At 72.2% G+C, this 26,996-nt stretch carries 19 protein-coding genes; 6 read left to right on the top strand and 13 right to left on the bottom strand.

Annotated features, from left to right (window positions below; translation table 11 throughout):
• Window positions 1-27: 27 nt before the first annotated feature.
• Genes K4B79_RS41515 through K4B79_RS41530 form a run of 4 tightly spaced genes read right to left on the bottom strand, consistent with a single transcriptional unit; the run spans window position 28 to window position 3,967 of the window.
• The gene (locus K4B79_RS41515; protein ID WP_232032628.1) at window positions 28-1,191 is read right to left on the bottom strand and encodes a thiolase domain-containing protein; all 1,164 of its coding nucleotides are present in this window, start codon (window positions 1,189-1,191) and stop codon (window positions 28-30) included.
• Window positions 1,188-2,207 carry a thiolase domain-containing protein gene (locus K4B79_RS41520; RefSeq protein ID WP_232032629.1) on the bottom strand — a complete coding sequence of 340 codons (1,020 nt, stop codon included), beginning with the start codon at window positions 2,205-2,207 and terminating at the stop codon, window positions 1,188-1,190. The genes K4B79_RS41515 and K4B79_RS41520 overlap by 4 nt, the downstream gene beginning before the upstream one ends.
• Window positions 2,204-3,154, bottom strand: a complete 951-nt coding sequence (locus tag K4B79_RS41525) for a Zn-ribbon domain-containing OB-fold protein (RefSeq protein WP_232032630.1) — start codon at window positions 3,152-3,154, stop codon at window positions 2,204-2,206. The genes K4B79_RS41520 and K4B79_RS41525 overlap by 4 nt, the downstream gene beginning before the upstream one ends.
• Window positions 3,155-3,166: 12 nt before the next feature.
• Complete coding sequence (locus K4B79_RS41530; RefSeq protein WP_232032631.1) at window positions 3,167-3,967, bottom strand: crotonase/enoyl-CoA hydratase family protein; 801 nt, start codon at window positions 3,965-3,967, stop codon at window positions 3,167-3,169.
• Between the two features lie 179 nt (window positions 3,968-4,146).
• Between K4B79_RS41530 and K4B79_RS41535 the strand changes: the two genes are divergently transcribed.
• Both K4B79_RS41535 and K4B79_RS41540 read left to right on the top strand, forming a co-directional pair.
• Window positions 4,147-5,766, top strand: a complete 1,620-nt coding sequence (locus K4B79_RS41535; protein ID WP_232032632.1) for an acyl-CoA synthetase — start codon at window positions 4,147-4,149, stop codon at window positions 5,764-5,766.
• 116 nt (window positions 5,767-5,882) lie between these two features.
• The gene (locus K4B79_RS41540) at window positions 5,883-7,925 is read left to right on the top strand and encodes a sulfatase (protein WP_232032633.1); all 2,043 of its coding nucleotides are present in this window, start codon (window positions 5,883-5,885) and stop codon (window positions 7,923-7,925) included.
• Here K4B79_RS41540 and K4B79_RS41545 read toward each other — a convergent pair.
• Entirely contained in the window at window positions 7,903-8,691 is a 789-nt protein-coding gene (locus K4B79_RS41545) for an alpha/beta fold hydrolase (RefSeq protein WP_232032634.1), read from the bottom strand. The two genes, K4B79_RS41540 and K4B79_RS41545, sit on opposite strands and share 23 nt — an antisense overlap.
• A gap of 172 nt (window positions 8,692-8,863) precedes the next feature.
• Between K4B79_RS41545 and paaK the strand changes: the two genes are divergently transcribed.
• Entirely contained in the window at window positions 8,864-10,159 is a 1,296-nt protein-coding gene (gene paaK / locus K4B79_RS41550) for a phenylacetate--CoA ligase PaaK (RefSeq protein ID WP_232032635.1), read from the top strand.
• Window positions 10,160-10,167: 8 nt separating this feature from the next.
• Here the strand turns inward: paaK and K4B79_RS41555 are convergent, their stop codons facing one another.
• Together K4B79_RS41555 and K4B79_RS41560 are read right to left on the bottom strand one after the other, a co-directional pair.
• Window positions 10,168-10,551 (bottom strand): hypothetical protein, encoded by a 384-nt coding sequence (locus tag K4B79_RS41555; RefSeq protein WP_232032636.1) that lies wholly within the window; start codon window positions 10,549-10,551, stop codon window positions 10,168-10,170.
• A gap of 80 nt (window positions 10,552-10,631) precedes the next feature.
• Complete coding sequence (locus tag K4B79_RS41560) at window positions 10,632-12,125, bottom strand: acyl-CoA synthetase (RefSeq protein WP_232032637.1); 1,494 nt, start codon at window positions 12,123-12,125, stop codon at window positions 10,632-10,634.
• Window positions 12,126-12,188: 63 nt separating this feature from the next.
• Between K4B79_RS41560 and K4B79_RS41565 the strand changes: the two genes are divergently transcribed.
• The gene (locus K4B79_RS41565; protein ID WP_232032638.1) at window positions 12,189-14,600 is read left to right on the top strand and encodes a penicillin acylase family protein; all 2,412 of its coding nucleotides are present in this window, start codon (window positions 12,189-12,191) and stop codon (window positions 14,598-14,600) included.
• 45 nt (window positions 14,601-14,645) lie between these two features.
• Here the strand turns inward: K4B79_RS41565 and K4B79_RS41570 are convergent, their stop codons facing one another.
• A complete protein-coding gene (locus K4B79_RS41570; protein WP_308280612.1) occupies window positions 14,646-16,229 on the bottom strand; it encodes an acyl-CoA synthetase in 1,584 nt (527 codons plus the stop codon).
• Window positions 16,226-17,350, bottom strand: a complete 1,125-nt coding sequence (locus tag K4B79_RS41575; protein WP_232032639.1) for an NAD(P)H-dependent flavin oxidoreductase — start codon at window positions 17,348-17,350, stop codon at window positions 16,226-16,228. Before K4B79_RS41575 ends, K4B79_RS41570 begins: the two co-directional genes overlap by 4 nt.
• A gap of 170 nt (window positions 17,351-17,520) precedes the next feature.
• Between K4B79_RS41575 and K4B79_RS41580 the strand changes: the two genes are divergently transcribed.
• Window positions 17,521-19,290 carry a serine hydrolase domain-containing protein gene (locus tag K4B79_RS41580; protein ID WP_232032640.1) on the top strand — a complete coding sequence of 590 codons (1,770 nt, stop codon included), beginning with the start codon at window positions 17,521-17,523 and terminating at the stop codon, window positions 19,288-19,290.
• A 4-nt stretch (window positions 19,291-19,294) separates the two neighbouring features.
• Here the strand turns inward: K4B79_RS41580 and K4B79_RS41585 are convergent, their stop codons facing one another.
• Complete coding sequence (locus tag K4B79_RS41585) at window positions 19,295-20,146, bottom strand: helix-turn-helix transcriptional regulator (protein WP_232032641.1); 852 nt, start codon at window positions 20,144-20,146, stop codon at window positions 19,295-19,297.
• A 54-nt stretch (window positions 20,147-20,200) separates the two neighbouring features.
• Between K4B79_RS41585 and K4B79_RS41590 the strand changes: the two genes are divergently transcribed.
• Window positions 20,201-21,010 (top strand): SDR family NAD(P)-dependent oxidoreductase, encoded by an 810-nt coding sequence (locus K4B79_RS41590; protein ID WP_232032642.1) that lies wholly within the window; start codon window positions 20,201-20,203, stop codon window positions 21,008-21,010.
• 146 nt (window positions 21,011-21,156) lie between these two features.
• On the opposite strand, the gene K4B79_RS41595 is transcribed toward K4B79_RS41590, so the two are convergent.
• The 3 genes from K4B79_RS41595 to K4B79_RS41605 form a co-directional block, all read right to left on the bottom strand.
• Entirely contained in the window at window positions 21,157-22,644 is a 1,488-nt protein-coding gene (locus tag K4B79_RS41595) for an FG-GAP-like repeat-containing protein (protein WP_232032643.1), read from the bottom strand.
• A gap of 192 nt (window positions 22,645-22,836) precedes the next feature.
• Window positions 22,837-24,432: a phytoene desaturase family protein gene (locus tag K4B79_RS41600; RefSeq protein ID WP_232032644.1), complete on the bottom strand. Its 1,596-nt coding sequence runs from the start codon at window positions 24,430-24,432 to the stop codon at window positions 22,837-22,839.
• Between the two features lie 290 nt (window positions 24,433-24,722).
• The gene (locus K4B79_RS41605) at window positions 24,723-26,966 is read right to left on the bottom strand and encodes a serine/threonine-protein kinase (RefSeq protein ID WP_232032645.1); all 2,244 of its coding nucleotides are present in this window, start codon (window positions 26,964-26,966) and stop codon (window positions 24,723-24,725) included.
• Between the last annotated feature and the right edge of the window lie 30 nt (window positions 26,967-26,996).

A 26,996-nucleotide genomic window follows, 5' to 3' on the forward strand; every position in this document is an offset into this window, starting at 1 on the left:
GACAGGCCACGTGAGGGGGACCTTTCCTCAGCCGGGGGGCTCGGACCCCACGAGCCACATGGAGAAGAACTGGGATCCGCCGCCGTAGGCGTGCCCGAGCACCCGCCGGGCCCCGTCCACCTGGTGCTCTCCGGCCTGTCCGCGTACCTGGAGCGCCGCCTCCGCGAAGCGGATCATGCCCGAGGCGCCGATGGGATTGCTCGACAGGACGCCTCCGGACATGTCGACGGGCAGGTCTCCGTCCAGCTCGGTGACCCCGGCCTCGGTGAGCTTCCAGCCCTCGCCCTCGTCGGCGAAGCCCAGGTTCTCCAGCCACATGGGCTCGTACCAGGAGAACGGCACGTACATCTCGACGGCGTCGATCTCCCGGCGCGGGTCGGTGATCCCGGCCTGGCGGTAGACGTCGGCCGCGCAGTCCTTGCCCGCCTGCGGTGACACGCAGTCCTTGCCGGCGAACAGGGTGGGCTCGCTGCGCATGGCGCCGCCGTGCATCCAGGCGGGCGGGCGGGGCGCGCGGGCGGCTCCGGCGCGGTCGGTGAGGACCATCGCGCAGGCGCCGTCGGAGGAGGGGCAGGTCTCGGAGTAGCGGATCGGGTCCCAGAGCATGGGCGAGGCCTGGACCTTCTCCAGCGTGATGTCGTGTTCGTGCAGGTGGGCGTAGGGGTTCTTGAGGGCGTTGCGCCGGTTCTTGTAGGCGACGAGGGAGCCGACCGTGTCGGGGGCGCCGCTGCGCCGCATGTACGCGCGCACGTGCGGGGCGAAGAAGCCGCCCGCCCCGGCCAGCAGGGGCTGCTGGAAGGGGATGGGCAGGGACAGCCCCCACATGGCGTTGGACTCGGACTGTTTTTCGAAGGCCAACGTCAGCACCGTGCCGTGGACGCGGGCGGCGACCAGGCTCGCGGCGACCAGTGCGGTGGAGCCGCCGACGGAGCCCGCGGTGTGCACGCGCAGCATCGGCTTGCCCACCGCGCCCAGGGCGTCGGCGAGGTAGAGCTCGGGCATCATCACGCCCTCGAAGAAGTCGGGCGCCTTGCCGATGACCACGGCGTCGATGTCCGCCCAGTCCAACTCGGCGTCGTCCAGGGCCCGTCGGGCGGCCTCCCGGACGAGCCCGGCGATCGACACGTCCCGGCGCGCCGCCACGTGCTTGGTCTGGCCGACGCCTACGACGGCCACGGGCTCCTTGCTCATCGGGGATCCCCTTCGAGTACGGCGACCAGGTTCTGTTGCAGACAGGGGCCGGACGTGGCGTGGGCGAGCGCCCGGTCGGACTCGCCGCGGTGGATGCGGGCGGCGGCCTCACCGAGGCGGACGAGGCCGGCGGCCATGACCGGGTTGGCCGCGAGGGCTCCGCCGGAGGGGTTGACGCGCACGCTGTCGTCCAGGCCGAGCGCCTTGCGCAGGACGACCTCCTGCGAACTGAAGGGCGCGTGCAACTCGGCGGTGTCGACGGGCCGTTCGAAGACGCCGGCCTTCTCGGCGGCGAGGCGGGCGGAGGGCGAGTCGGTCAGGTCGCGGACGCCGAGCGCGTGGGCCTCGATGCGGTGGTCGATGCCACGGATCCAGGCGGGGCGCGCGCACAGCTCCCGGGCCCGTTCCCCGGCCGCGAGGATCACGGCGGCGGCGCCGTCTCCGACGGGCGGGCAGTCGCCGCGGCGCAAGGGGCGTACGACGTAGTCCCCCTGACCCTCGCTGTCGGCGCCCCGGCTGCGGGCTCCGACCGCGGCCAGTGCGGGCTCGTCGGTCTCGCCCGCGTCGATGAGGGCCTGGGCCTGGAGGGCGGCGAGCGAGACGGAGTCGGGCCACAGGGGTGCCACGTAGTACGGGTCGAGCTGGCGGGTGAGGACGTCCCGGAGCGGGCCGGGCGTCGACTTGCCGTAGGAGTACACCAGGGCGGTGTCGGCGTCGCCGGTGCGCAGCTTGACCCATGCCTCGTACAGCGCCCAGGCGCCGTCCATCTCGACGTGCGACTCGGAGATCGGCGGCCAGGCGCCCACGCCGTCCAGGGCGAGGGTGAAGGAGAAGGCGCGGCCGGCGAGGTAGTCGCTGGAGCCGGAGCAGGTGAAGTCGATGTCGGCGGTCTTCAGGCCGGTCCGGTCCAGCACCTGGTGCAGGACCGGCATCAGCATCTCCACCTCGGAGAGCTCGGTCATGCTCCGCCGGTGGTCGGTCTGCGCGAAGGCGACGACCGCGATCTCACGCGTCACAGCAACTCCTTGTAGGTGTCGTAGTCCGCGTCGGGCTCGTCGGTCGGCCGGTAGTGGTCGGGATAGCGGGAGTCGTCTGCCCAGACCGCCTCGACGCGCAGGCCCATGCGCACCTGGTCGTAGGGGATGCCGCCGATGCGTCCGTGCAGGGCCAGGTCGGCGCCGTCGAGGGCGATGTGGGCGTAGACGTAGGGGACCTCGATGTCGAGGTTCTTCGCCTTGATGTTGACGATGCAGAAGGTGGTGACCGTGCCGCGGGGACCCACTTCCACCTGTTCCGATGTGGCCAGGCCACAGGTGGGACAGGCGCCCCTGGGCGGGACGTACACCTTGCGGCAGGACGGGCAGCGCTCGCCGACAAGTTTCCGGTCGGTGAGGGCGGTGATGAAGGCGGTCTGGGCGCGGCCGGGCGAGTAGGTGTAGTCGAGCCGGGCGGCGGCGACGATGCCGGTGACCGGGTCCTCGAACTCGCCCGCGTGGACGGTGACCTGGGAGTCGTCCCCGTCGTCGGCGGCATACGGCTCGAAGCAGGCGATGTCCGTGATGGCGCCGGAGCGTTCGGCGGCCCAGCGGACGCGGACCCGCATGCCGGAGTGGACGGCGTCGGGGCCGGGGGCGTCGAGGGCGTGCAGCAGGGCGGTGTCGGCGCCGTCGAGGCGGACCAGGACCCAGGCGAAGGGGGTGTCCAGCGGCTGGCCGCGGCGCGGGGCGGGGTTCCATGCCCAGGTGGTGACGGTGCCGGTGGAGCCGACGTGCACGAGGTCGCGGATCTCCTCGGCGGTGACGGGGTCGTACTCGACGGGCGGGACGAGGGTGCGGCCGTCGGCGGTGCGCACGCCAAGGACGACGCGCTCGCGCAGGCCGGTGAGGAAGGCGCTCTGGACCGGGCCGAGGGAGCGGGTGAAGGGGAATTCGACGACCAGGGGTGCGGTGAGGACTTCGGGCACGGTGACTCCTCGCTAGGCGCGCTTGTAGTCGGGCGGTCGTTTCTCCGCGAAGGCGCGGGCGCCCTCCTTGGCGTCGGCGGTGTCGAAGATGGGCCAGCCCCGCTTCAGTTCGGAGGCGAGTCCGTCGGCCTCGGTCATCTCGGCGGTCTCGTACACGGAGGCCTTCACGGCCTCGACGGCCAGCGGACCGCAGGCGTTGATCTGTTCGGCGATCCGCAGGGCCTTGTCCAGTGCCGTGCCGTCGGGGACGACGTGGCCGATCAGGCCGATGTCGGCGGCCTCGCGAGCGCTGTACGGGCGGCCGGTGAGCAGCATCTCCAGGGCGTGGGTGCGCGGGATCTGGCGTTGCAGCCGGACCGTGGAGCCGCCGATCGGGAACAGGCCCCGCCTGACCTCGAACAGGCCGAAGGTCGCGGACTCGCCGGCTACGCGGATGTCGGTGCCCTGGAGGATCTCGGTGCCGCCGGCCACGCAGTACCCCTCGACGGCGGCGACGACCGGCTTGCGGGGGCGGTGGTGGCGCAGCATCGCCTTCCAGTGCAGGTCCGGGTCGGCCTTGAGACGGTCCCGGTGGTGCTCGCCCTCCATGCCCTTCCCGGCGAGGGCCTTGAGATCCATGCCCGCGCAGAACGCGCCGCCCGCGCCGGTGAGCACGATCGAGCGGATCTCGTCGTCGGCGTCGGCCGCGAGCCAGCCGTCGTACAGGCCGACCAGCATGGACAACGAGAGCGCGTTCCTGGCGTCGGGCCTGTTGAGCGTGAGCACCAGGGTGGCGCCCCGACGCTCCACGGTGAGGTGTTCCGTCCCAGCCATGGGCCATCTCCCCTCTGACAGAACGAGAACAGGTTGCAGGAGGGGCCGGGGCACTTCAAGAGTTTTCTGACACCCAGTCAGATTTCTTCCGCGCGGACCCTTCACAGTTACGGCGCCCTTTGCTCTGATGACCGGCGAACCGACCGGAAAGCCAGGCCCGTTCGAGGTCAGGAGGAGCGGTGGAGTACAACCTTGCCGACCTGTTCGAGTCGGTCGTCGACGTGGTCCCGGACCGCGAGGCACTCGTGTACATCGACATCCCCGGTACGGGAGCGGAACGCCGGCTGTCGTACGCGGAGCTGGACGCGGCGGCCAACCGTGTCGGTCACCATCTGCTGGACAGCGGGGTACGTCCCGGCGAGCATGTCGGGCTGCATCTCTACAACGGCGTCGAGTACCTCCAGACAGTGCTGGGCTGCCTGAAGGCGCGGATCGTGCCGGTGAACGTCAACTACCGATACGTAGAGGACGAGTTGGTCTACCTCTACCGGGACGCCGATCTGGTGGGCCTGGTGTTCGACGCGGAGTTCACGGACCGGGTGACCGCCGCCCTGCCCCGGGCCGAGGCGCTCAGGCATCTGGTGCGGGTCGGCACCCCGGCGCCCGGGGCGGCCGAGGTGGACGCGGTGGCGTTCACGGAGGCGGAGGCGGCCGGGTCCCCGGAGCGCGCCTTCCCGGCGCGGTCGGGCGACGACCAGTTCATCATCTACACCGGTGGCACCACGGGCATGCCCAAGGGGGTCATGTGGCGCCAGGAGGACCTGTTCTTCTCGGGGCTCGGCGGGGGCGCGCCGACCGGGGAGCCGGTGAAGTCGCCCGAGGAGCTGGCCGAGCGGGTCGCGGCCGGCGGTGACGGGATCACCTTCCTGCCCGCTCCCCCGCTGATGCACGGCACGTCCACGCTCACGGCGTTCATCGGGTTCAACTTCGGCCAACGGGTCGTGCTGCACCGCCGGTTCGTGCCCGAGGAGGTGCTGCGGACCGTCGAGAAGGAGAAGGTCACCAGCATGTCCCTGGTCGGCGACGCGATGCTGCGGCCGCTGATCGACGCGCTCGAAGGGCCGATGAAGGGCACCGACATGTCGTCGATGTTCAGCGTGTCCTCGTCGGGGGCGATCATGTCGGACACGGTGCGCCGGCAGTTCCAGGCCCTCGTCCCCAACGTCATGCTGCTCAACAACTTCGGCTCCTCCGAGTCCGGCTTCAACGGCACGGCGACGGAGGACTCCGGGCCCGAGCGCGGCTTCCGCATCCGGGTCAACTCCCGTACCCAGGTGGTCGATCCGGCCACCTACGAACCGGTCGCCGTCGGCGAGGTGGGCCGGATCGCGCAGTGCGGCCATGTCCCGCTCGGCTACTACAACGACCCGCACAAGACCGCCGAGACCTTCTTCGAGAAGGACGGCGAGCGGTGGGTGCTGCTCGGCGACATGGCGACCGTCGACGAGGACGGCGTGGTCACCGTCCTCGGCCGGGGCTCGCAGTGCATCAACACGGGCGGCGAGAAGGTGTACCCGGAGGAGGTCGAGCAGGCCCTCAAGTCCCATCCGGACGTCTACGACGCGCTGGTCGCCGGCGTGCCGGACGCGAAGTGGGGCCACCACGTGGCGGCCGTGGTGCAGGTGCGCGGCGGCGCGGCGCGGCCCTCGCTGGAGGACATCCAGACCCACTGCCGGACCCGTCTGGCCGGGTACAAGATCCCTCGCCAGCTGGTGATCGCGGACGAGCTCAGGCGGTCGCCGAGCGGCAAGGCGGACTACCGGTGGGCGCGGCAGGTGGCGGCCGCCGCGGACGGGTGAATTCCGGGGCCGTCCGGTTGAACCGAAGCTGACGTGCGGACGTACTGGTGGTGGCAGGCTGGGCCTTCGGGCCCCGTTTGCCATGCCATCGCACGACCGCACGGAAGGACCACCGGGTGTCGCTCTTCACTCGCTCTCGCCAACTGCCCGACGCCGAGAGCGGGGCGGTCCCGGACGGCGACCACTCCGACGAGACCTCTGCGGCGGACGGGACGAGAGAGGGCGACGCGGCGGCGGAGACGGTGGCGGGCGAGGACGAGGTCGCGGGCACGGGCGGCGAGACGGAGGGGACGGGGGACGAGGCGGAGGGTGCCTCTGACCGGGGCGGCACGGCAGAGCGGGAGGCCGCCACCGAGCCGGAAGCCGCCGCGGACCCGGACGGCACGGCACACGCCGACGGCACCGCAGAGCCGGAAACCCCCGCAGACCCGGACGGCACGGCACACGCCCACGGCACCGCAGAGCCGGAGGCCGCCGCCGTCGAGGCGACCGAGGAGACCCCCGACTCCCCCGCCCCCGGCTGGTTCGGCTGGCGGCGGCGTTTCCCCCGTACCGCGCGTGGCGTGGCCGTGGGGTCGAGTGTGCTGGCCGGCGCGGTGGTCCTCGGTGTGCTCCTCGTGCCGAACCGCCTCGAACGGGTCAACGTCGAGGCGTTCCTCCGGCTCCCGGTCGAGGCGATCCTGCTCGCGGTCGTGCTGCTCGCCCTGCCGCCGAGGCCGCGCAGGGTCGCGGCGGTCGCGGCGGGGGTGTTCCTCGGGCTGTTCGCCACGCTCAAGTTCCTCGACATGGGCTTCTACCAGTTCCTGGCACGCCCCTTCGACCTCGTCTTCGACTGGATCCTGCTGAACGACGCGACGGACTTCCTCCGGGAGTCCTTCGGCCGCACGGGCCAGGTGCTCGCGGTGGTCGGTGTGATCGTCCTGTTCGCGGCCGTCCTCGCGCTGAGCACGCTCGCGGTGGTGCGGCTGACGAACGTCATGGCCCGGCATCGTCCGGCCGCCGTCCGCACCACCCTGGTCCTCGGCACCGCGTGGATCACCTGCTTCACGCTGGGCGCGCAGGTCGGCGGGGTCACGATCGCCACCAAGGGCAACTCCGAGTTCCTCGCCAACCGTGTGCAGAACGTCTACAACGGCCTGGGCGACGCCAAGGTCTTCGAGAAGGAGGCCGGTGCCGACGCCTTCGCCGACACTCCGCCCGACCAGCTGCTGACCGGGCTGCGCGGCAAGGACGTCCTGTTCACCTTCATCGAGAGCTACGGCCGTGTCGCCCTCGACGACCCGGAGATGGCGCCGGAGATGGACGCGGCCCTGAAGGAGGGCACGAGCAGTCTCAAGGCGGCCGGTTTCCAGTCGCGCAGCGGCTGGCTGCGGTCGCCCGTGGCGGGCGCGGGCAGCTGGCTCGCCCACTCCACGTTCCTGTCCGGACTGTGGGTCAAGAACCAGCAGCGCTACCGGAGTCTGACCACCGGGGACCGTGCGACCCTCACCAGCTACTTCCAGAAGACCGGCGCCTGGCGCACGGTCGGCATCGTCCCGGGGGTGCGCAAGACCTGGCCGGAGGGCAAGTACTTCGGCCTCGACAACATCTACGACTCCGAGCACCTCGGCTACCACGGTCCGTACTTCAGCTGGACGCCCGTGCCCGACCAGTTCAGCATGGAGGCCTTCCAGCGTCTGGAGCACGGCAAGAAGGACCGGGACCCGATCATGGCGGAGATCATCCTGGCCTCCAGCCACAGTCCCTGGTCCCCCGTCGCCCACATGATCGACTGGGACGACCTCGGCGACGGCTCGGTCTTCCATCGGATCAAGAAGGAGGGCACGAATCCCACGGAGGTCTGGAAGGACCCGAAGCGGGTGCGCACCGAGTACCGGAAGGCCGTCGAGTACTCCCTGCACAGCGTGATCGAGTGGCTCCAGCGCTACGGCGACGACAACACGGTCCTCGTCTTCCTCGGCGACCACCAGCCCGTGCCCACCGTCACCCGGAACAGCCCGAACAAGGACGTCCCGATCACGATCGTCGCCCGCGACCAGAAGGTCCTGGACCGGATCTCCGGCTGGGGCTGGACGGACGGCCTCCGACCGGCCGACAACGCGCCGACCTGGGGCATGGACCAGTTCCGCGACCGCTTCATGACGGCATACGCGAAGTGACGTCGCCGTACTCCGGGAAGTCCGGGACACCGTCCTCCGGGAAGGCACCCAGGAAGTCCTCCACGACGGCCAGGAACTCCTCCGGCCTGGCCTCGTGCACCAGATGACCGCCTCCGACGGTCACCAGCCGCGCGTCGGGGATCGCCTCGGCGAGCTCCGCCAGTTGCTCCTGCGGGATCGGGCTGGTGGGGCCGCCGCCGATCAGCAGCGTCGGCATGGTGATCCGCCCCATGTGGTCCCACCACACGGGGTCGGGGGCGTTCCGCTGCCGGTCCGTCGCGAGCACCATGGCCCAGTCGAACGGCAGCTCCCCGTCGGGCCGTTCGGCGGGCGGCCGGGGCGGGTCGAGCGGAAACGGCGCCGGCACGTCCTCCAGGACCAGACGGCGAACACGATCGGGCGCGCACTGTGCCACCAGGTAGGCGACGGCACCACCCAGCGAGTGCCCCACCACGTCGACGCGTCCGACACCGAGGACGTCCAGGAAGCCGAGGACGTCGTCCCGCATCACCTCCTGCCCGTAGACCTCCGGACCGGCTCCCGGTTCGGTGCCCGGCCAGTCACTGCGGCCGTGCCCGCGCAGATCGACGGCGTACACGCGACGCGGACGCTCCCCTGAGGCGACCTTTGCGGCGATCTCCGCCCAGTCCGTGCCATCGGCGCCCCTGCAGTGCAGCAGAAGCACCGGGGGCGCGCCCTCGGGCCCCCAGACGCGATACGCGAGGGTGATGCCGTTGGCCTTGACGGTGCGCGGTTCGCTGTCCATGCCGGTCAAGCTAGCGGGAGGGATGTCACGCCCGGCCGGTGCTCTGCCGAGGGCAGAACGGCGCCCTGTCTCACGGCTTCTCTCAGGTTCGCCACCGGGGGAAGCTGTACCGCGACACGGTGAGAAGGTGCTGTTCCACCTTTCGTTTGCGGTTGCTAGGGAGAGTGTCCCCATGGCGGATGGGACGGACCTGCTGGACTCGGGGGAACGCCTGGGCGCGGAGGCGTTGCGGGGGTTGCAGTTGGAGCGGCTGCGGGCCTCGCTGCGGCACGCGTACGAGAACGTGCCCTTCTATCGGGAGTCCTTCGACAAGGCCGGTGTCGGTCCGGACGACTGTCGGTCACTGGACGATCTGGCCCGTTTCCCGTTCACCACCAAGGCGGACCTCCGGGAGAACTACCCGTACGGGATGTTCGCCGTGCCCCAGGAGCGGATCCGGCGGCTGCACGCTTCCAGCGGCACCACGGGGCGCCCGACGGTGGTCGGCTACACCGAGGGCGACCTGTCCCTGTGGGCCGACCTGGTGGCCCGGTCGCTGCGTGCGGCGGGTGGGCGCCCCGGGGACAAGGTCCATGTGGCGTACGGCTACGGGCTGTTCACCGGAGGTCTCGGCGCGCACTACGGGGCCGAGCGGCTCGGTTGTACGGTCATCCCGGCGTCGGGCGGGATGACGGCCCGCCAGGTCCAGTTGATCCAGGACCTCGGGCCCGAGGTCATCATGGTGACGCCGTCGTACATGCTGACGATCCTCGACGAGTTCGAGCGGCAGGGAGTGGACCCGCGGGGCACGTCCCTGCGGGTGGGTGTCTTCGGGGCCGAGCCGTGGACGGAGGAGATGCGGCGTGAGATCGAGGAGCGGTTCGCGATCGACGCCGTGGACATATACGGGCTGTCGGAGGTGATCGGCCCGGGCGTGGCGCAGGAGTGCGTGGAGACCAAGGACGGGCTGCACATCTGGGAGGACCACTTCTACCCGGAGGTCGTCGACCCGTTCACCGGTGAGGTGCTGCCGGACGGTGAGCGGGGCGAGTTGGTCTTCACCTCGCTCACCAAGGAGGCCATGCCGGTCGTCCGCTACCGGACACGGGACCTGACGCGGCTGCTGCCGGGGACGGCGCGGGTCTTCCGGCGGATGGAGAAGGTGACCGGCCGCAGTGACGACATGGTGATCCTGCGCGGGGTGAACCTCTTCCCCACCCAGGTCGAGGAGATCGTCCTGCGCACCCCCGGCGTCGCGCCGCACTTCCAGCTCCGCCTCACCCGCGAGGGCCGCCTCGACGCCCTCACCGTGCGCGCGGAAGCCCGCCCCGACGCGACACCCGAGGACCGGGAGACGGCGGCTCGGGCCATCACCATGGCGGTGAAGGACGGCATCGGGGTGTCGGTCGCCGTCGAGATCGTCGATCCGGAGACGCTGGAGCGGTCGGTGGGCAAGATCCGGCGGATCGAGGACCTGCGCCCGCGTTAGCGGGCCACCTACGGGGCGGCCTCGCGGAAGAGGGCCAGGAGGGCGTGCGCCTGTGGGGCGCCCGCGTCGAAGAACTGCGTGGCCGGTGCGGGTGGCACGGCGGTTCCCTGCATGCGGACTTCATGGCAGCTGAAGCAGAACGCCGCCTCGAACAGCGCCAGGTCGAGAGTGTCCGCGTAGGCGCGGACACTCCAGCCCGGCGAGAAGCCGCAGCGGTGCTGCTCGCCGGCGGGCAGGCTCCCGATCAAGGCCAGGGCGTCGGCGGCCTCGCTCCCGACCCAGTGGGCACCCGCCCTGCCGGGATACGGGGCGCCCCGCTGTGCGGGGAGTTCGGAGATCCTTACGACCTCCAGCAACACAGCGGTGGCTACGGCTTCGGCGGGGAGCTGCATGTGCGCAGTCTGCCCCGGCCGCCCCTGACCGGTCACACCATACGAATCAGTGCCCCGCGCAGTACGAGCCCCGCTCCCCCTCAGGCGAACCGGTCCCTCAGCTCCCGCTTGAGGATCTTCCCGCTCGCGTTGCGCGGCAGCTCGTCCACGAACACCACCCGCTTCGGTGCCTTGAAGTGGGCGAGGTGCTCGCGGGCGTGGGTGAGGAGTTCGGCTTCGCTCACCTCGCCGCGGGGGACGACGACCGCGGTGACGGCCTCGATCCAGCGTTCGTCGGGGAGGCCGATCACGGCGACCTCGGCGACGGCCTCGTGGGTGTAGAGGACGTCCTCGACCTGGCGTGAAGCGACCAGGACACCACCGGAGTTGATGACGTCCTTGACCCGGTCGACGATGGTGAAGTAGCCGTGGGCGTCGCGCACGGCGAGGTCGCCGGAGTGGAACCAGCCGTCGCGGAAGGCCTCGGCGGTCTCCTCGGGCTTGTCCCAGTAGCCCTCGCACAGCTGCGGGGAGCGGTAGACGATCTCGCCGGGTGTGCCGTCGGGCACGTCCTTGCCGTCCTCGTCGACCACGCGGGCGTCCACGAACAGGACGGGCCGGCCGCAGGAGTCCATCCGGCCCTTGTGCTCGTCGGGGGCCAGGACGGTGGCGAGGGGGCCGATCTCGCTCTGACCGAAGCAGTTGTAGAAGGCGAGTTTCGGCAGACGTGCGCGCAGGCGCTCCAGGACGGGCACCGGCATGATCGACGCGCCGTAGTACGCCTTGCGCAGGCCGCCGAGGTCACGGGTGGCGAAGTCGGGGCGGTTGGCCAGGGCGATCCACACCGTCGGCGGGGCGAACAGGCTGTCCGCGCGGCCGGCCTCGATCAGGTCGAAGAGGCGGTCGCCGTCCGGTGCGTCGAGGATGACGTTGGTCGCTCCGACCGCGAGGTAGGGCAGCAGGAACACGTGCATCTGCGCCGAGTGGTACAGCGGCAGCGAGTGCACCGGGCGGTCGCCCGCGCTCAGGTCGAGGGCGGTGATGGCGCTCAGGTACTCGTGCACCAGGGCGCGGTGGGTCATCATCGCGCCCTTGGGCAGGGCCGTCGTACCGGAGGTGTACAGCAGCTGGACGAGGTCCTCGGCGCGTGCTTCCGGGCCGTCGTGGGCGGGCGCGGCGGCCAGCCGGGCGAGCAGCGAGTCGTCCGCGTCGCGCAGGGGCAGCGTACGGATTCCGTCCGGGAGCCGGCCGCCGAGGGCCGGGTCGGCGAGGACCAGGGTGCTGCCGGACTGGGTGAGGATGTACGCGAGGTCGTCACCGGTCAGGTTCTGGTTGACCGGCACGTGCACCAGGCCCGCGCGGGCGCAGGCGAGGAAGCCGATCAGATAGGCGTCGGAGTTGTGGCCGTAGGCGCCGACCCGGGCGCCGGGTGCGAGGCCCTGGTCCAGGAGGACACTCGCCGCGCGGGAGACGGCCGCGTCGAGTTCCTCGTACGTCCACGATCGGTCGCCGTACTCCACCGCGACGCGCGCGGGAGTGCGTCGGGCGGTGCGTCGCAGCACCCCGTCAACCGTACTGCCGTGTCCAGGCGTCATACGGGACAACCTACCGGTTGGTACGCTCAACCGCTCCTTCCCTCAATGACGTTGGGAGGCACGATGCGCACCCGCCTGAGACGCGCCGTGGTCACGGCCGTCGCCCTGTTCACCGCCGGCACGGCACTGCCGGCATCCGCAGCACAGAGCGCACAGAGCCCGCAGAGCTCACGTCAGGACCATCCGTCCCACGGTCGGCTGTCCGCCACCATCCGCTACACGGAGTACGGCATTCCGCACATCGTCGCGAAGGACTACGCGAGCCTCGGTTTCGGTACGGGCTGGGCGCAGGCCGCCGACCAGGTGTGCACGCTCGCCGACGGTTTCGTGACCGTGCGCGGCGAGCGTTCGCGGTTCTTCGGGCCGGACGCGCAGGCCGACTCGCTGTCCTCCGCCGCCAAGAACCTCTCCAGCGACCAGTACTTCGGCGGGGTGCGGGCGGCCGGCACCGTGGAGAGGCTGCTCGCCGAACCGGCGCCGCGCGGTCCGAGCCGGCAGTCGAAGGATGTGATGCGGGGCTTCGCGGCGGGCTACAACGCCTGGCTGAGGCAGAACCGCATCACCGACCCCGCGTGCCGGGGCGCCGCCTGGGTGCGCCCGGTGACCGCCCTCGACGTGGCCGCGCGGGGCTTCGCCCTGGCCGTGCTCGGCGGTCAGGGCCGGGCGGTGGACGGGATCACGGCGGCGCGGCCACCGGGCACCGCCGCGGCCGCCCCGGTGCGGCCGGACGCCCGGGACACCGCCCGGGCCGCCCGTGAGCTCTTCGCCTCCGACTCCGCCGGCATGGGGTCCAACGCGGTCGCCTTCCGGGGCACCACGACGGCGAACGGCCGCGGTCTGCTGCTGGGCAATCCGCACTACCCCTGGCAGGGCGGGCGCCGCTTCTGGCAGGCGCAGCAGACCATCCCCGGCGAACTGAACGTCTCCGGCGCCGCGCTGCTCGGCACTCCCACCGTGTCCATAGGGCACACCGCACATGTGGCCTGGAGCCATACCGTCGCGACCGGTGTCCCCCTCAACCTCCACCAGCTCACGCTGGACCCGTCCGACCCGACCGTCCACCTCGTCGACGGCCGACCGGAGCGGATGACGCGCCGCTCCGTCACCGTCGCCGTGCAGGACGGCCCGCCCGTGACACGCACCCAGTGGTGGACGCGCTACGGCCCCGTGGTCACCTCGCTCGGCGCCTCGCTGCCGCTGCCCTGGACGCGTACGACGGCGTACGCGCTGAACGACCCCAACGCGGCCAACCTGCGCGCCTCCGACACCGCGCTCGGCTTCGCCAGGGCCCGCACCACGGCCGACGTCCTCGGCTCGCTGCGGCGCACCCAGGGCATCCCGTGGGTGAACACGGTCGCCGCGGACTCGGGCGGCCACACCCTGTTCACGCAGTCGCAGGTGCTCCCCCGGATCACCGACGACCTGGCCCGGCGCTGCTCCACTCCCCTGGGCCAGGTCACCTATCCCGCCTCGGGGGTGGCGGTCCTCGACGGCTCTCGGGGTGACTGCACGCTCGGCAGCGACCCGGACGCCGTGCAGCCGGGGGTCTTCGGCCCGGCGAGGATGCCGACCCTCGTCGACGCCCCGTACGCGGAGAACTCCAACGACAGCGCCTGGCTGGCCAACGCGGACCGGCCGCTGACCGGCTACGAGCGGGTCTTCGGCACCGTCGGCACCCAGCGCACGCTGCGCACGCGCGGCGCCATCGAGGACGTGGCCGCGATGGCGCGGAAGGGCGGCCTGACCGTACGGGATCTCCAGGCGCAGCAGTTCGCCAACCGGGCGCCGGCCGGTGACCTGGCGGCGGCGGACGCGGCGAAGGCATGCGCCGCGCTTCCCGGTGGGAGAGCAACGGGCAGCGACGGAACGGTCGTCGATGTCGCCGGGGCCTGCGAGGTGCTCGCGGGCTGGGACCGTTCCATGGACACCGGCAGCAGGGGCGCGCTGCTCTTCGACCGGCTGTGGCGCAGGATTCCGGCGTCCCAGCTGTGGAAGGTGCCGTTCTCGGCGGCCGATCCGGTGCGCACCCCGAACACGCTCAACACCGACACGCCCGCCTTCACCACGGCCCTGGCGGACACGGTCGCCGAACTGCGGGCGGCGGGCATCCCGCTCGGCTCCCGGCTCGGCGAGCACCAGTTCGTCGTACGGAACGGGCAGCGCCTTCCCGTCTCCGGAGGCACGGAGTCGCTGGGCGTGTGGAACAAGATCGAGCCCGTGTGGGATCCGGCGGGCGGCGGCTACACGGAGGTGACGACCGGGTCCAGCTACCTCCAGGCGGTGGGCTGGGACGGCGGCCGGTGCCCGGTGGCCCGCACGCTGCTGGCGTACTCCCAGTCCTCGAACCCGAACTCGCCGCACTTCAGCGATCAGACGCGGCTGTTCTCGGGTGAGAGATGGGTGACCTCGCGGTTCTGCGAGAAGGACATCCTGTCCTCGCCCGCGCTGAGGATCGTCCGGGTGCGCGAGCGGTGAGTGTGTGGTCCCGCCCCATGGGGCGGGACCATATTCCGCGGCCCGTCACACCGGTCGGGTGCGGCCCTCCCAGTACGGGTCCCGCAGCCGTCGCTTGTAGAGCTTGCCGTTGGGGTCGCGGGGCATGTCGGCGATGAAGTCGACGCTGCGGGGCCGCTTGTAGCCGGCGAGGCGCTCGGCGCAGTGGCCGAGGATCTCGGCAGCGAGGTCGGGGCCGGGTTCGTGGCCGGGGGCCGGTTCGACGACCGCCTTGACCTCCTCGCCCCAGTCGTCGTGCGGGATGCCGAAGACGGCGGCGTCGGCGACGGCGGGATGGGAGAGCAGGACCGACTCGATCTCGGCCGGGTAGATGTTGACCCCGCCCGAGATGATCATGTCGATCTTGCGGTCGCGGAGGAAGAGATAGCCGTCCTCGTCCAGGACACCGAGGTCGCCGACGGTGAAGAAGTCGCCGATGCGGTTCCTCCGGGTCTTGGTCTCGTCCTTGTGGTACGAGAAGCCGCCGGTGTTCATCTTGAGGTAGACGGTGCCGAGTTCGCCGGGCGGGAGCCGGTTGCCGTCGTCGTCGAAGACCGCGATCTCGCTGATGGGCCAGGCCTTGCCGACCGTGCCGGGCTTCTTCAGCCAGTCCTCGGCGGTCGCGAAGGCGCCGCCGCCCTCACTGGCCGCGTAGTACTCCTCCACGCAGGGGCCCCACCAGTCGAGCATCGCCCGCTTCACGTGCTCGGGGCAGGGTGCGGCGCCGTGGATCGCGTGCCGCATGGAGGAGACGTCGTAGCGGGCCCTGACCTCCTCCGGCAGGGCCAGCAGACGGTGGAACTGGGTCGGGACCATGTGTGTGTGGGTGCACTTCTCCCGGTCGATCAGCCGGAGCATCTCCTCCGGTGTCCACTTGTCCATCAGGACGAGACGGTGGCCGATGTGCAGGGACGCGCCCGCGAACTGGAGGACGGCGGTGTGGTAGAGCGGCGAGCAGACGAGGTGGACGTTGTCGTCGAACGGCAGGATGCCGAAGATGCCGAGGAATCCGCCGAGGTAGGCCTCCTCGGGCGCCTTGCCGGGCAGCGGGCGCCGGATGCCGCGCGGGCGGCCGGTGGTGCCCGAGGTGTAGTTCATGACCCAGCCGAGCGTGCGGTCGGAGGGCGCCGACTCCGGTTGTCCGTCGAGGAGTTCGGCGTACGGCCGGAAGCCCTCGACCGTGCCGACCGCGTACCGGTGGGTGGCCGGCAGGCCCGCCTCGTCGGCGGCGTGGCGGGCGGGGCCGGCGAAGCGCTCGTGGGCGAGGAGCACCTTGGATCCGGAGTCGGCGACGATCCAGGCGATCTCGGGGCCGACGAAGTGGTGGTTGACCGGGACGAGATAGAAGCCGGCCTGGCTGGCGGCGAGGTAGGCGGTCAGCATCTCGACGCCGTTGGGCAGGACGACCGCGAAGGCGTCGCCGCGTCGTAGTCCGGCCGCGCGCAGGCCGTGGACGAGGCGGTTGGTGGCGGCGTGCAGACGGCCGGCGGTCCACTGCTCGCCGTCCGGCGCGGTCAGCACCGTGCGGCCGGGGTCGGCCATGGCCTGGGCCCAGAAACCCGCGGGAGGTGTGCCCGTGCCCGTGCCCGTACTCGTGTTCGTACTCGTCACTGGGCGCTCCTTCCGGCGATGCGGTTGATGCGGTCGACCGCCCGCTCGAAGCCGCGGGTGAGGTCGTCGAAGACGGCCTGGACGCTGCGTTCGCTCGTCATGCGGCCGACGATCTGGCCGACGGGCGTGCCCAGCAGGGGTTCGACCTCGTACTTCTGGATGCGGGAGACGGCCTCGGCGACGAGCAGGCCCTGGAGGGGCATGGGGAGGGTGCCGGGTCCGTCCGGGTCGTCCCAGGCGTCGGTCCACTCGGTGCGCAGTTGGCGGGCCGGTTTTCCGGTGAGGGAGCGGGAGCGGACGGTGTCGCCGGAGCCGGCGTCGAGGAGCTTCCGGATGAGTTTCGGCGAGGGGAGTTCGGCTTCGGTGGTGGTCAGCCACAGGGAGCCCAGCCACACGCCCTGGGCGCCGAGCGCCAGCGCGGCCGCCACCTGTTGCCCGCTGCCGATGCCCCCGGCGGCCAGGACGGGCAGGGGGTCGACGGCGTCGACGACCTCGGGGGTCAGCACCATGGAGGCGATCTCGCCGGTGTGCCCGCCGGCCTCGTAGCCCTGGGCGACCACGATGTCGATGCCCGCCTCCTGGTGCTTGCGGGCGTGCCGGGCGCTGCCCGCGAGCGCGGCGACGAGGACGTCCTGGTCGTGGGCGCGGGCCACCACGTCGGCGGGCGGGGAGCCGAGCGCGTTGGCGAGCAGCTTGATCGGGTAGTCGAAGGCGACGTCGAGCTGGTTGCGGGCGACCTGCTCCATCCATCCGGTGATGCGCCAGCCGGAGGCCTCGCCCTCGGCGAGTTCGGGCACGCCGTGCTTGGCGAGGGTGTCCTGGACGAACTGCCGGTGCCCCTCCGGGATCATCGCCTCGATGTCGGCCTCGGTCAGGGTCCGGTTTCCCGGGGCCTCGACCTTCTTCGCGGGCATGACGACGTCCAGGCCGTAGGGCATGCCCTCCACATGCGCCTCGATCCAGTCGAGGTCGCGTTTGAGGTCGTCGGGCGCGGTGTAGCGGACCGCGCCGAGCACACCGAAGCCGCCGGCCCGGCTGATGGCCGCGGCGACGGCGGGGAACGGCGTGAAGCCGAAGACGGCGTACTCGATTCCCAGTTTCCTGCTCAGCTCCGTCTGCATGGGCGCAGGATGCCGCAGCCCTCCGGCCGACGGAAGAGCTTTTCTGATACTCCGTCAGATTTCTGGACGCCCGCCCGCCCCGTTGACACACGGCACCACTGACACGAAAGTTTCATCGCACACAGTGATCCCGGAAAGATACTTTCAGCCCGTGGGGCGGGGAGGCCTTGATGAGTGCGGACACGGCGGACGGCGGCAGACTGACCCGGCGTCAACTGGGGCGCGGAACCCTCGCGTTGGGCGGTGCGCTGATCATCGCCCCGCTGTCGGCGGCGGCCTCGGCGACCGGTGGCGCCACCACCCTGCGCCACGGCTCACCCGAACGCGCCGGCCTCCTCCCGGCGTCGCTGCGCCAACTGGTCACCGACGCACAGGCGTTCCTCGGCCCCTCCCCCGCCCACCCCTGGTACGCGGGCGCCGTCCTGCTCGCCGGGCGCGGTGGCATCGTGGCCCTCCACGAGCCCATCGGCATGGCGGTGCGCTATCGGGCGTACGACGAGAAGACCGACACCGGTGTCGAGTTCCCGGCCGAGGAGCAGATCCCCATGGCCGAGGACACCGTCTTCGACCTCGCCTCGGTGTCGAAGCTGTTCACCTCGATCCTCGCCGTGCAGCAGATCGAGCGGGGCGCGCTGGAGCTGGAGGGACGGGTCGCCTCCTACCTGCCGGAGTTCGGCGGCGCGGGCAAACAGGACATCACCGTCCGCCACCTCCTCACCCACACCTCGGGATTCCGCGCCTGGATCCCGCTCTACACGGCACCGACGCACGAGGAGAAGCTGCGCCTCATCTGGAACGAGGCCCCCCTCAACCCACCCGGCTCGGCCTATCTGTACTCGGACCTCAACCTGATCTCGCTCCAGCTGGTACTGGAGAGGATTACGGGCCGCGGCCTGGACGCCCTCCTCCGCGACGAGATCACCGCACCCCTCGGCATGCGCCGCACCCGCTACAACCCGCCCGCCTCGTGGCGGCCCAAGGTCGCGGCCACCGAGGACGCCCGCAAGCCGTGGTCCGGCCTCGACCGCGGGCTGGTGTGGGGCGAGGTCCACGACGAGAACGCCTACAGCCTCGGCGGGATCGCGGGCCACGCGGGCGTGTTCTCCACCGCCTGGGACCTGGCCGTGCTCGGCCGGACGCTGCTCAACGGCGGCGTCTACGGCAGGGCACGCATCCTGCGGCCGGAGTCGGTGGAGCTGATGTTCACCGACTTCAACACCGCCTTCCCCGGCGACGAGCACGGCCTCGGCTTCGAGCTCTACCAGCACTGGTACATGGGCGCGATGGCCACCCCGCGCACCGCCGGGCACACCGGCTTCACCGGCACCTCGCTGGTCCTCGACCCGACGACCGACTCCTTCCTGATCGTCCTCGGCAACTCGGTGCACCCGGTGCGCAGTTGGCGCTCGGGGTCCGCTCCACGGGTCGCCACCGCCAATGCCCTGGCCCGCGCCGTTCCGGTCCGGCCACGGCACGGACGTACCGCCTGGTTCTCCGGGATGGCGACCTCCACCGCCGCCACGCTCGCGCTGCCCGCGCTCGACACGTCCGCGGGCGGTGCGCGCCTGCGCTGCGCGCTGTGGTGGGACACCGAACCCCGGGCGGACGTGCTGACCCTGGAGGCCACGACGGACGGCGGCACGACCTGGAGCCCCGTGCCGTTCACGACCACGCGCCTCGGCGACCGACCGCAGGACCATCCGGCGGGCACGGTCACCGGCTGGTCGGGCCGCGTCTGGCACCGGCTCACCGCCGACCTCCCGGCCGAACGACAGCTCACCGTGCGCTGGCGGTACACCACCGACCGGCTGTACGTCGGGCGGGGCGTCTACGTCGACGGGCCGCGCGTGGAGTCCACGTCCGGTGTCCTCTTCGACGAGGCGCGCCCGGCGGACGCCGCGCGGATCGAGGCGAAGGGCTGGTCACCGTCGGCGGACTGACGACTCAGCCGGGGACGTCCAGCCGCTGGGTGCCCACGACCGACAGCAGCCGCAGCGCCTCCTCGGACGGCGAACCCGGGACGGCGGTGTAGATCACGACCCGCTGGTCGCGGTCGGCGATGTCGAGGACGTCGCAGTTGACCGCGACGGGGCCGACCACGGGGTGGTCGAAGGTCTTGCAGAGCGTGGGGTGCGCGGTGACGTCGTGGGCGGCCCACAGCTCGGCGAACTCCTCGCTCCCGGCCTGGAGTTCGGCCACCAGGCCGGTCAGTTCGGGGTCGTCGGGGTAGCGGGCGGAGGCCGCGCGGAGCTGCTGGACCGAGGAGCGGGCGAACTCCTCCCCGTCCGACACGCCGTACAGGCGCCGGCCTTCCGGGTGCGGTCCGAGGAAGGCGCGCCGGACGAGGTTGCGGTCGCGGCGGGACAGGGCGGAGAAGTCCTCCATGAGTGCCGCGGCCAGATCGTTCCAGGCGATGACCTCGTGGGTCGCCGAGATGACGAACGCGGCGGCCTGCGGCAGCCGGTGCAGCAGGTCGACGATGCTCTGCCGCACCTCGCGCGAGGGGCCGGGAGGCGGGCCCGGCGGGGTGCCGGCGAGGTGGTGGAGGTGATCGCGTTCGGCGTCCGACAGCCGTAGCGCGCGGGCGAGCTGGGCGAGCACCTCGCGGGACGGGTGCGGGGCGCGGGCCTGCTCCAGGCGGGTGTAGTACTCGGTGGAGATGTACGCCAGCTGCGCCACCTCCTCGCGGCGCAGCCCCGGGGTGCGACGGCGTGGCCCGGCGGGCAGCCCGATGTCGGCGGGGGTGATGCGCTCGCGCCTGCTGCGCAGGAAGTCGGCCAGTTCTCGTCGGTCCACACCTCCAGTGTGCGGGCGGGCCGGTGTGCCCAGCCAGGTACCGCCGGTGCCTGGATGAGCCCCGGCGCCGGGCGCAGGCTCGACGGCATGACCAACGCAACCACCCCCGCTCTGCTCGTCGACAAGGTCGCCTTCGTCACGGGCGCCGGACGCGGCATCGGCGCGGCGGCCGCCCGGCTGTTCGCCCGCGAAGGCGCTCGTGTGCTCCTGGCGGCCCGCACCGAGAGCCAGCTCAAGGCCGTGACCGAGGAGATCCGCGCGGCGGGCGGCACCGCCGACCACGTCCGGTGCGACCTGGCCGACCCGGAGAGCGTCCGAGCCGCCGTCGACCGGGCCGTCGAGCTGTACGGCAGGCTCGACGTGGCCTTCAACAACGGGGCGACCATCCAGCGCCCCGGACCGATGGACGAGCTGCCCGAGTCCGACTTCGACCACGTCCTCGCGGTCAACCTCAAGGGCCCCTGGCTGGCCATGAACGCCGAGATCGCCGCGATCCGGGCCACCGCCGGCACCGGCGCGATCGTCAACAACTCCAGCGTCGGCAGCCTGATGGCCAACCCCTGGCTGCCGGTCTACGGCGCGGCCAAGCGGGCGGTGAACAGCCTGACCGCGTCGGCCGCCGCCACGTACGGCCCGGAGGGCATCCGCGTCAACGCCATCGCGCCCGGCACCACCATGACCGAGATGATCGACGCGTGGGAGACCAGCACCCCCGGCATCGTCGACCAACTCGTCGCCCGGACCCCCCTGGGCCGCGCCGCCACCCCGGAGGAGATCGCCCAGGCCGCGGCCTGGCTGCTCAGCGACCGCGCCTCCTACGTCACCGGGACGGTGCTGCGCGTGGACGGCGGCAGCCAGGCGTAGGCGCCGGAGGCCGCTGATCCGATGGACCCCGGCCCCACCGTCGCGGCGGCGCTCATCGCGGGCAACCACACGAGTGGTCCCCCGGGCCCCGCCGCCCGACTGAGAGCGGTCGTGCGGCGGGGGACGGTGTTCGGGCGTGCTGAGGGTTACTTGCCGACGACGGATCCGAAGTAGTGGTTGTCCTGCTGCACACCGAGTGCGGTGGCACCGAATGACCAGGAGCCGGCGGCCGTCAGGCCCGACTTGTTCGCGTCGAGGACCCAGGCGAAGCCCGCGGCGTCGTTCTCGTACGGAGCCGTGGTGACGAGCTCGGCGTGTCCGTCGCGGTCGGCGTCGACGAGCCGGACCTGCGCGCCGAAGCGGTCCATCTCCTCGGACGCGCCCGGCACGTCGGCCGTGTTCTGGTTGAAGTTCTGCACGCCGGCCGACCGCAGGCCCTGTGCCGAACCCCGCAGCAGCCACACCGCGCCCGCGTCCTGGAGTTCACCGATGCTCTCGCCCGGTGAGCCGATCGCGAGGTCGAGATAGCCGTCGCCGTTCACATCGCCGAGGCTGAGGTCGGCGCCGAAGTCGTCGCCGACCTCGGAGCTGCCGGGGATGCCGCCCTGCCCCTGCAGGAAGACCTGCGCGGGCTTGGCGAACGGGCCGTCCGGGCTGCCGTAGTGCACGAGGACGGCTCCCGCGGACAGGTCCCACTCGCCGTGTTCCAGGGTGCGGGGCGCGCCCAGCACGAGGTCCGGGTATCCGTCCTTGTTGATGTCGCCGGAGACGCCGGTCCAACCGCCACCGGCCGAGCCGTCCACGGCGAGTCCGTCCGCGGAGCCGCGCAGCAGCACCGCGTGGCCTTCCACCAGCTCCAGGTTCGGCGCGGTGCCGGTGACCACGAGATCGGCGTAGCCGTCCTTGTCGTAGTCGGCGCCGGTCAGCCCGTTGGGCCTGAAGCCGTTCTCGGTGGGCACGCCGTGGGACTGCTCGGGGCTCCCCGGCGTACGGGACTCACTGAAGTCGTGAACGTAGACGGCGTCCACCGCGGTGACGTGGGCGAGTTCCGGGCGCCCGTCGCCGTCGACGTCGGCGGCGGCGAGCCCGGTTCCGTACGCCTCCCGCGCGACGGGCGCGCCCAGGGTGTTGTTCTCCAGCCACGAGCTCGTCCCGGTCAGCCCACGGGCCGAACCCCACAGGACGGTGACGCTGCCCGCGTCGACGGCGCCGTCGATGTCCTCACCGGGGGCGCCGACAGCCAGGTCGGCGTAACCGTCGCCGTCGAGGTCCGCCGACGTGACGGCCGCGCCGAAGGCGTCGTGGGCCTCCGGGCTTCCGGGCACACCCGCGGAACTCTGCGACAGGACCACTCTCTTGGCGGTGTCGACGCCCTTGGACGAGCCGTAGAGCACGGAGACGAATCCGGCTCCGGTCTTGCCGCCCACCGATCCGGCGGGTGCCGCCATCACGACGTCCGGGAAGCCGTCGCCGTTGAAGTCGTCGTGGGCCACGGTGGCGGCGCGCGGAGTGTCCGCCGCCCAGGCCGGAGCGCCGGCGATGGCGGTGCCGGAGATGGCGGTGCCGGTGATGGCCAGCAGGGCCACCGCCAGGACGGCGGCGCGCGTGGAGCGTGTCGAGCGTGTCGAGCGCATGAGAATCCCCCTGTGTGTCGCTGCGTCAAAACCGCAGCCTCGTGAATCGGGCAGCATGCCGAGCCGGTCACGCACGGCCTGCCGTCCTTGCGGGAGAGGAGACCCGGGAACCCGAACCGGGGTTGTACTCACCGGAGTTGAAACAGTGGCCTGTGGCACGGCTGTGACAGTGGCCACAGCTTCGTGACACAGCTACGCGCGGTCGCCCGCCGACGAGGGACGCGGGTCGGTGCTCTCCAGTACGGCCATCGCCGCGTTGTGCCCCGGCACCCCGCTCACCCCTCCCCCTCGCACCGCGCCCGCCCCGCACAGCAGGACGTTGGCGTGCCCGGTCTCCACGCCCCAGCGGCCGGTGCCGTCCTGGGTGTGGGGCCAGGCCAGGTCGCGGTGGAAGATGTTGCCGCCGGGCAGCCGCAGGTCGCGCTCCAGGTCGAGCGGGGACTTCGCCTCGATGCAGGGCCGTCCGTCGGCGTCGGTGGCCAGGCAGTCGGCGAGCGGTTCGGCGAGGTGGGCGTCGAGTTGCGCGAGGGTCGACTTCAGGAGTTCCTCGCGTACGGCGTCGTTGTCCCGTTCGAACAGCCGGGCGGGGGTGTGCAGGCCGAACAGCGTGAGTGTCTGGTAGCCCGCGTCGACGAGGTCCGGGCCGAGGATGGTCGGGTCGGTGAGCGAGTGGCAGTAGATCTCGGAGGGCGGGGCAGCGGGCAGTTCGCCGGCGGCGGCCTGGGCGTGGGCGGTGGCCAACTGCTCGTAGCCCTCGGCGATGTGGAAGGTGCCGGCGAAGGCCTCGCGCGGGTCGACGGAGCTGTCCTTGAGGCGTGGGAGCCGGGTGAGGAGCATGTTCACCTTGAGCTGGGCGCCCTCGGCGGGCGTCGGCGGCCGGTCTCCGGTGAGGGCCGCGAGCTCCCGCGGAGAGGCGTTGACCAGGACGTGCCGGGCGACGGCGACGGCCTCCCCGTCGGCGGTGCGGTACGTGACCTCGGCGGTGCGGCCGTCCGTGTCGATCCGCAGGGCCTCGTGGCCGGTGGCGATCACGGCGCCCGCCGCGCGTGCCGTCGCGGCCAGCGCGTCGGTGAGGGCGCCCATGCCTCCGACGGGCACGTCCCAGGCGCCGGTGCCGCCGCCGATGACGTGGTAGAGGAAGCAGCGGTTCTGCTTCAGGGAGGGGTCGTGGGCGTCGGCGAAGGTGCCGATGAGGGCGTCGGTGAGGACGACGCCCCGCACCAGGTCGTCGGCGAAGCGTTCCTCGATCGCGGTGCCGATCGGCTCCTCGAAGAGGGTCCGCCAGGCCTCCTCGTCGTCGATCCGGCGGCGCAGTTCGTCCCGCGTGGGCAGCGGTTCGGTGAGCGTGGGGAAGACGCCGCGGGCCACGCGGCCGGTCATGTCGTAGAAGCGCTGCCAGGCCGCGTACTCCCCCTCGCCGCCGGTGAGCCGGGCGAACGCCTCCCGGGTGCGCCGCTCGCCCCCGCCGACCAGGAGTCCGGTGGGCCGGCCGTCGCGTTCGACGGGGGTGTACGAGGAGACCGTGCGCGTGCGGACGCGGAAGTCGAGGCCGAGGTCCCGGACGATCTTCTTCGGCAGCAGGCTGACGAGGTAGGAGTAGCGCGACAGCCGCGCGTCCACCCCGGCGAACGGCCGCGTGGAGACCGCCGCCCCGCCGGTGTTCTCCAGCCGCTCCAGCACCAGCACGGACCGTCCGGCCCGGGCCAGATAGGCGGCGGCGACCAGACCGTTGTGCCCACCGCCGACGACGACGGCGTCATAGCTGCGGTGTCCCTCGTGTGCAGGCATGGTTCTTCGTAACACGGGATGATCGACATCGGCCAGAGGGGGGGCGGCGTCGGTGCGTACGACGCCTCGGGGCTCGGGGACGTGGCCGCGCGCGCCGCGCAGTCCGACGGACCGCAGGATCTGCTCGGCGGGCCGGTTCGGGGAGAGCGTCCATGCCGCCGTTCGGCGGATGGTCCCGGACCGGCTCGGTCGGAGCGTTGCCGGACGCGGTGCGGCCGCCGTCGACGCGCTCGGCAAGAGGGCCTGTCAACGGAGTTGTGCGTGAGGACGATGAGCGTCGGGCGCGTGTGTCACCGGCCGCCCGACGCCTGCTGCTGTCGTAGCACCGCGACCCTGCGGTACAGCTCGACCGCCTCCGCGCCCCGGCCGAGTTGTTCGAGGCAGTGGGCCTCGTCGTTGCGGCTGGCGAGGGTGTCGGGGTGGGCGGGGCCGAGGACGCGTTCGCGGGCGGTGGCGACGCGGCGGTATTCGGTGAGGGCGTCGGGCCAGCGGCCGAGCCAGCCGAGGCCGACGGCGACCTCGCGGCGGCTGACCAGGGTGTCGGGGTGGTCGGGGCCCAGGACGCGTTCGCGGATGGCGCAGACGTCGCGGGACTCGGCGAGGGCCTCCTCCCAGCGGCCGAGGCGGCCGAGGTTGACGCCGAGGCCGTGGCGGGCGCGGAGGGTCTCGGGGTGGGCGGGGCCGTGGACGCGGGTGCGGTGGTCGATGAGGTCGCGGTAGAGCTGGAGGGCCTCGGCGCTGCGGCCCAGGCGGCCGAGGCTGATGCCGACCTCGTAGCGGGCGGCGAGGGTGTCGGGGTGGTCGGGGCCGAGGGCCTGGGCGCGGGCCTCGGCGACCTCGCGGTAGGTCTGGAGGGCTTCGGGCCAGCGGCCCAGCTGGCCGAGGGCGTAGGCGACCTCGTAGCGGGTGACCAGGGTGTCGGGGTGGTGCGGTCCCAGGACGCGGGCGCGGGCGTCGGCCACCTCGCAGGCCATGCGGTAGGAGTCCTCCAGGCGGCCGAGTCTGCTGAGGTTGAAGGCGAGGTTGTGGCGGCAGCGCAGGGTGTCGGGGTGGTCGGGCCCCATGCCGTGTTCCCGTGCGGTGAGGACGGACGTGTACACCTGGTGCGCGTCGAAGTGGCGGCCCAACTGGCCCAGGACGTAGGCCATTTCCTGGCGGGCGGCGAGGGTGTCGGGGTGGTCCGGGCCGAGTGCCACGCTCCGGGCGCGGGCGACGTGCTTGTACTCGCGCAGGGAGTCGGCGGCGCGGCCGGTGCGGCTGTAGGTGAAGGCGACCTCGTAGCGGCTGGCGAGGGTGTCGGGGTGCTCGGGTCCCAGGAGGTGTTCGCGTTCGGCGGCGACCGCGCGGTGCACCTCGCCGGCCTCGGCCCAGCGGCCGAGCCGGCCCAGGCTGAGCCCGGCGTTGTGCCGTCCGGCCAGGGCGGTGACCACTTCGGGGGACGGGGTGGGCGGTCCCTCGGGCGCGGGTTCCTCGGGGCGGCCGCCCGCCGGGCGCGCGATCCACTCCCCGGTCAGGCCTGCCCCGGCGTCCGGCGGTGTGGTGCTCAGGCCCGCGCCGGCGGCCTTGTGGCCGGTGGTCATGCCCCGCGTCCAGGAGGGCAGGCGAGGCTCGCGGGAGGAGGCCACCGGCTCGGGCGGGCGGAACTCCGGTTGCGGGGTCACCACGGTCGGCACATACGTCGGCGTGGTGCGGCCCAGTCCGATGCGGCGTCCCAACTCGCGGGCGTCGCGAGGGCGTTGTTCGGGGCGCTTGGCCAGCAGGTCGAGGATCACCTTCTCCAGGTACTCGGGCAGCTCGGAGCGGTGGCTGCGGGGCGGGCGCGGCGGGGTGTCGCGGTGGCCGACGAGGATCGCCCAGGCGTCGTCGAGGTCGAAGGGCGGGGCCCCGGTGGCGATCTCGTAGAGCACGCAGCCCAGCGAGTACAGATCGCTGCGGTGGTCGACCTCGGAGCCGCCGATCTGCTCCGGGGACATGTAGTGCGGGGTGCCCATGGCGATGCCGGTGCCGGTCAGGCGGGAGGTGAAGCCGATGTCGTGGCCGAGGCGGGCGATGCCGAAGTCGCAGATCTTCACGGTGCCGTCGGTGAGCCGCACGATGTTCGCGGGCTTCAGATCGCGGTGCACGATGCCCTGCTGGTGGGTGTAGGCGAGCGCGGCGGCGACCTGGTCGGCGATCTCGATCACCTCGGCCACCGGCAGCGGGTGCTGCTTGTTGTCCTCCAGGAGCTGGCTGAGGTTGCGGCCCTCCAGGAGCTCCATCACCAGGTAGAGGACGCCGTCGGACTCGCCGAAGTCATGGACGACGGTCACCCCGCGGTGGCTGAGCGCGGCGGCCACCCGGGCCTCGCGCCGGAACCGCTCCCTCAGTACCCGGGTGAAGGCCTGGTCGTGGTCCGTGCCGAGCGGCTTGAGGCACTTGACGGCGACGTGCCGGCCCAGCGACTCGTCGCGCGCCCGCCACACCTCGCCCATACCGCCGCGCCCGATCAGGTCGAGCAGCCGGTACCGGCCCTGGATCAGCCTGCTGTCCCCCATCTCCTGCGACCGCCCCCGTTCGCCCCGCCA

It is taken from the genome of Streptomyces lincolnensis, from assembly GCF_021173675.1.
In the GTDB taxonomy this organism is placed as follows: domain Bacteria; phylum Actinomycetota; class Actinomycetes; order Streptomycetales; family Streptomycetaceae; genus Streptomyces; species Streptomyces lincolnensis_B.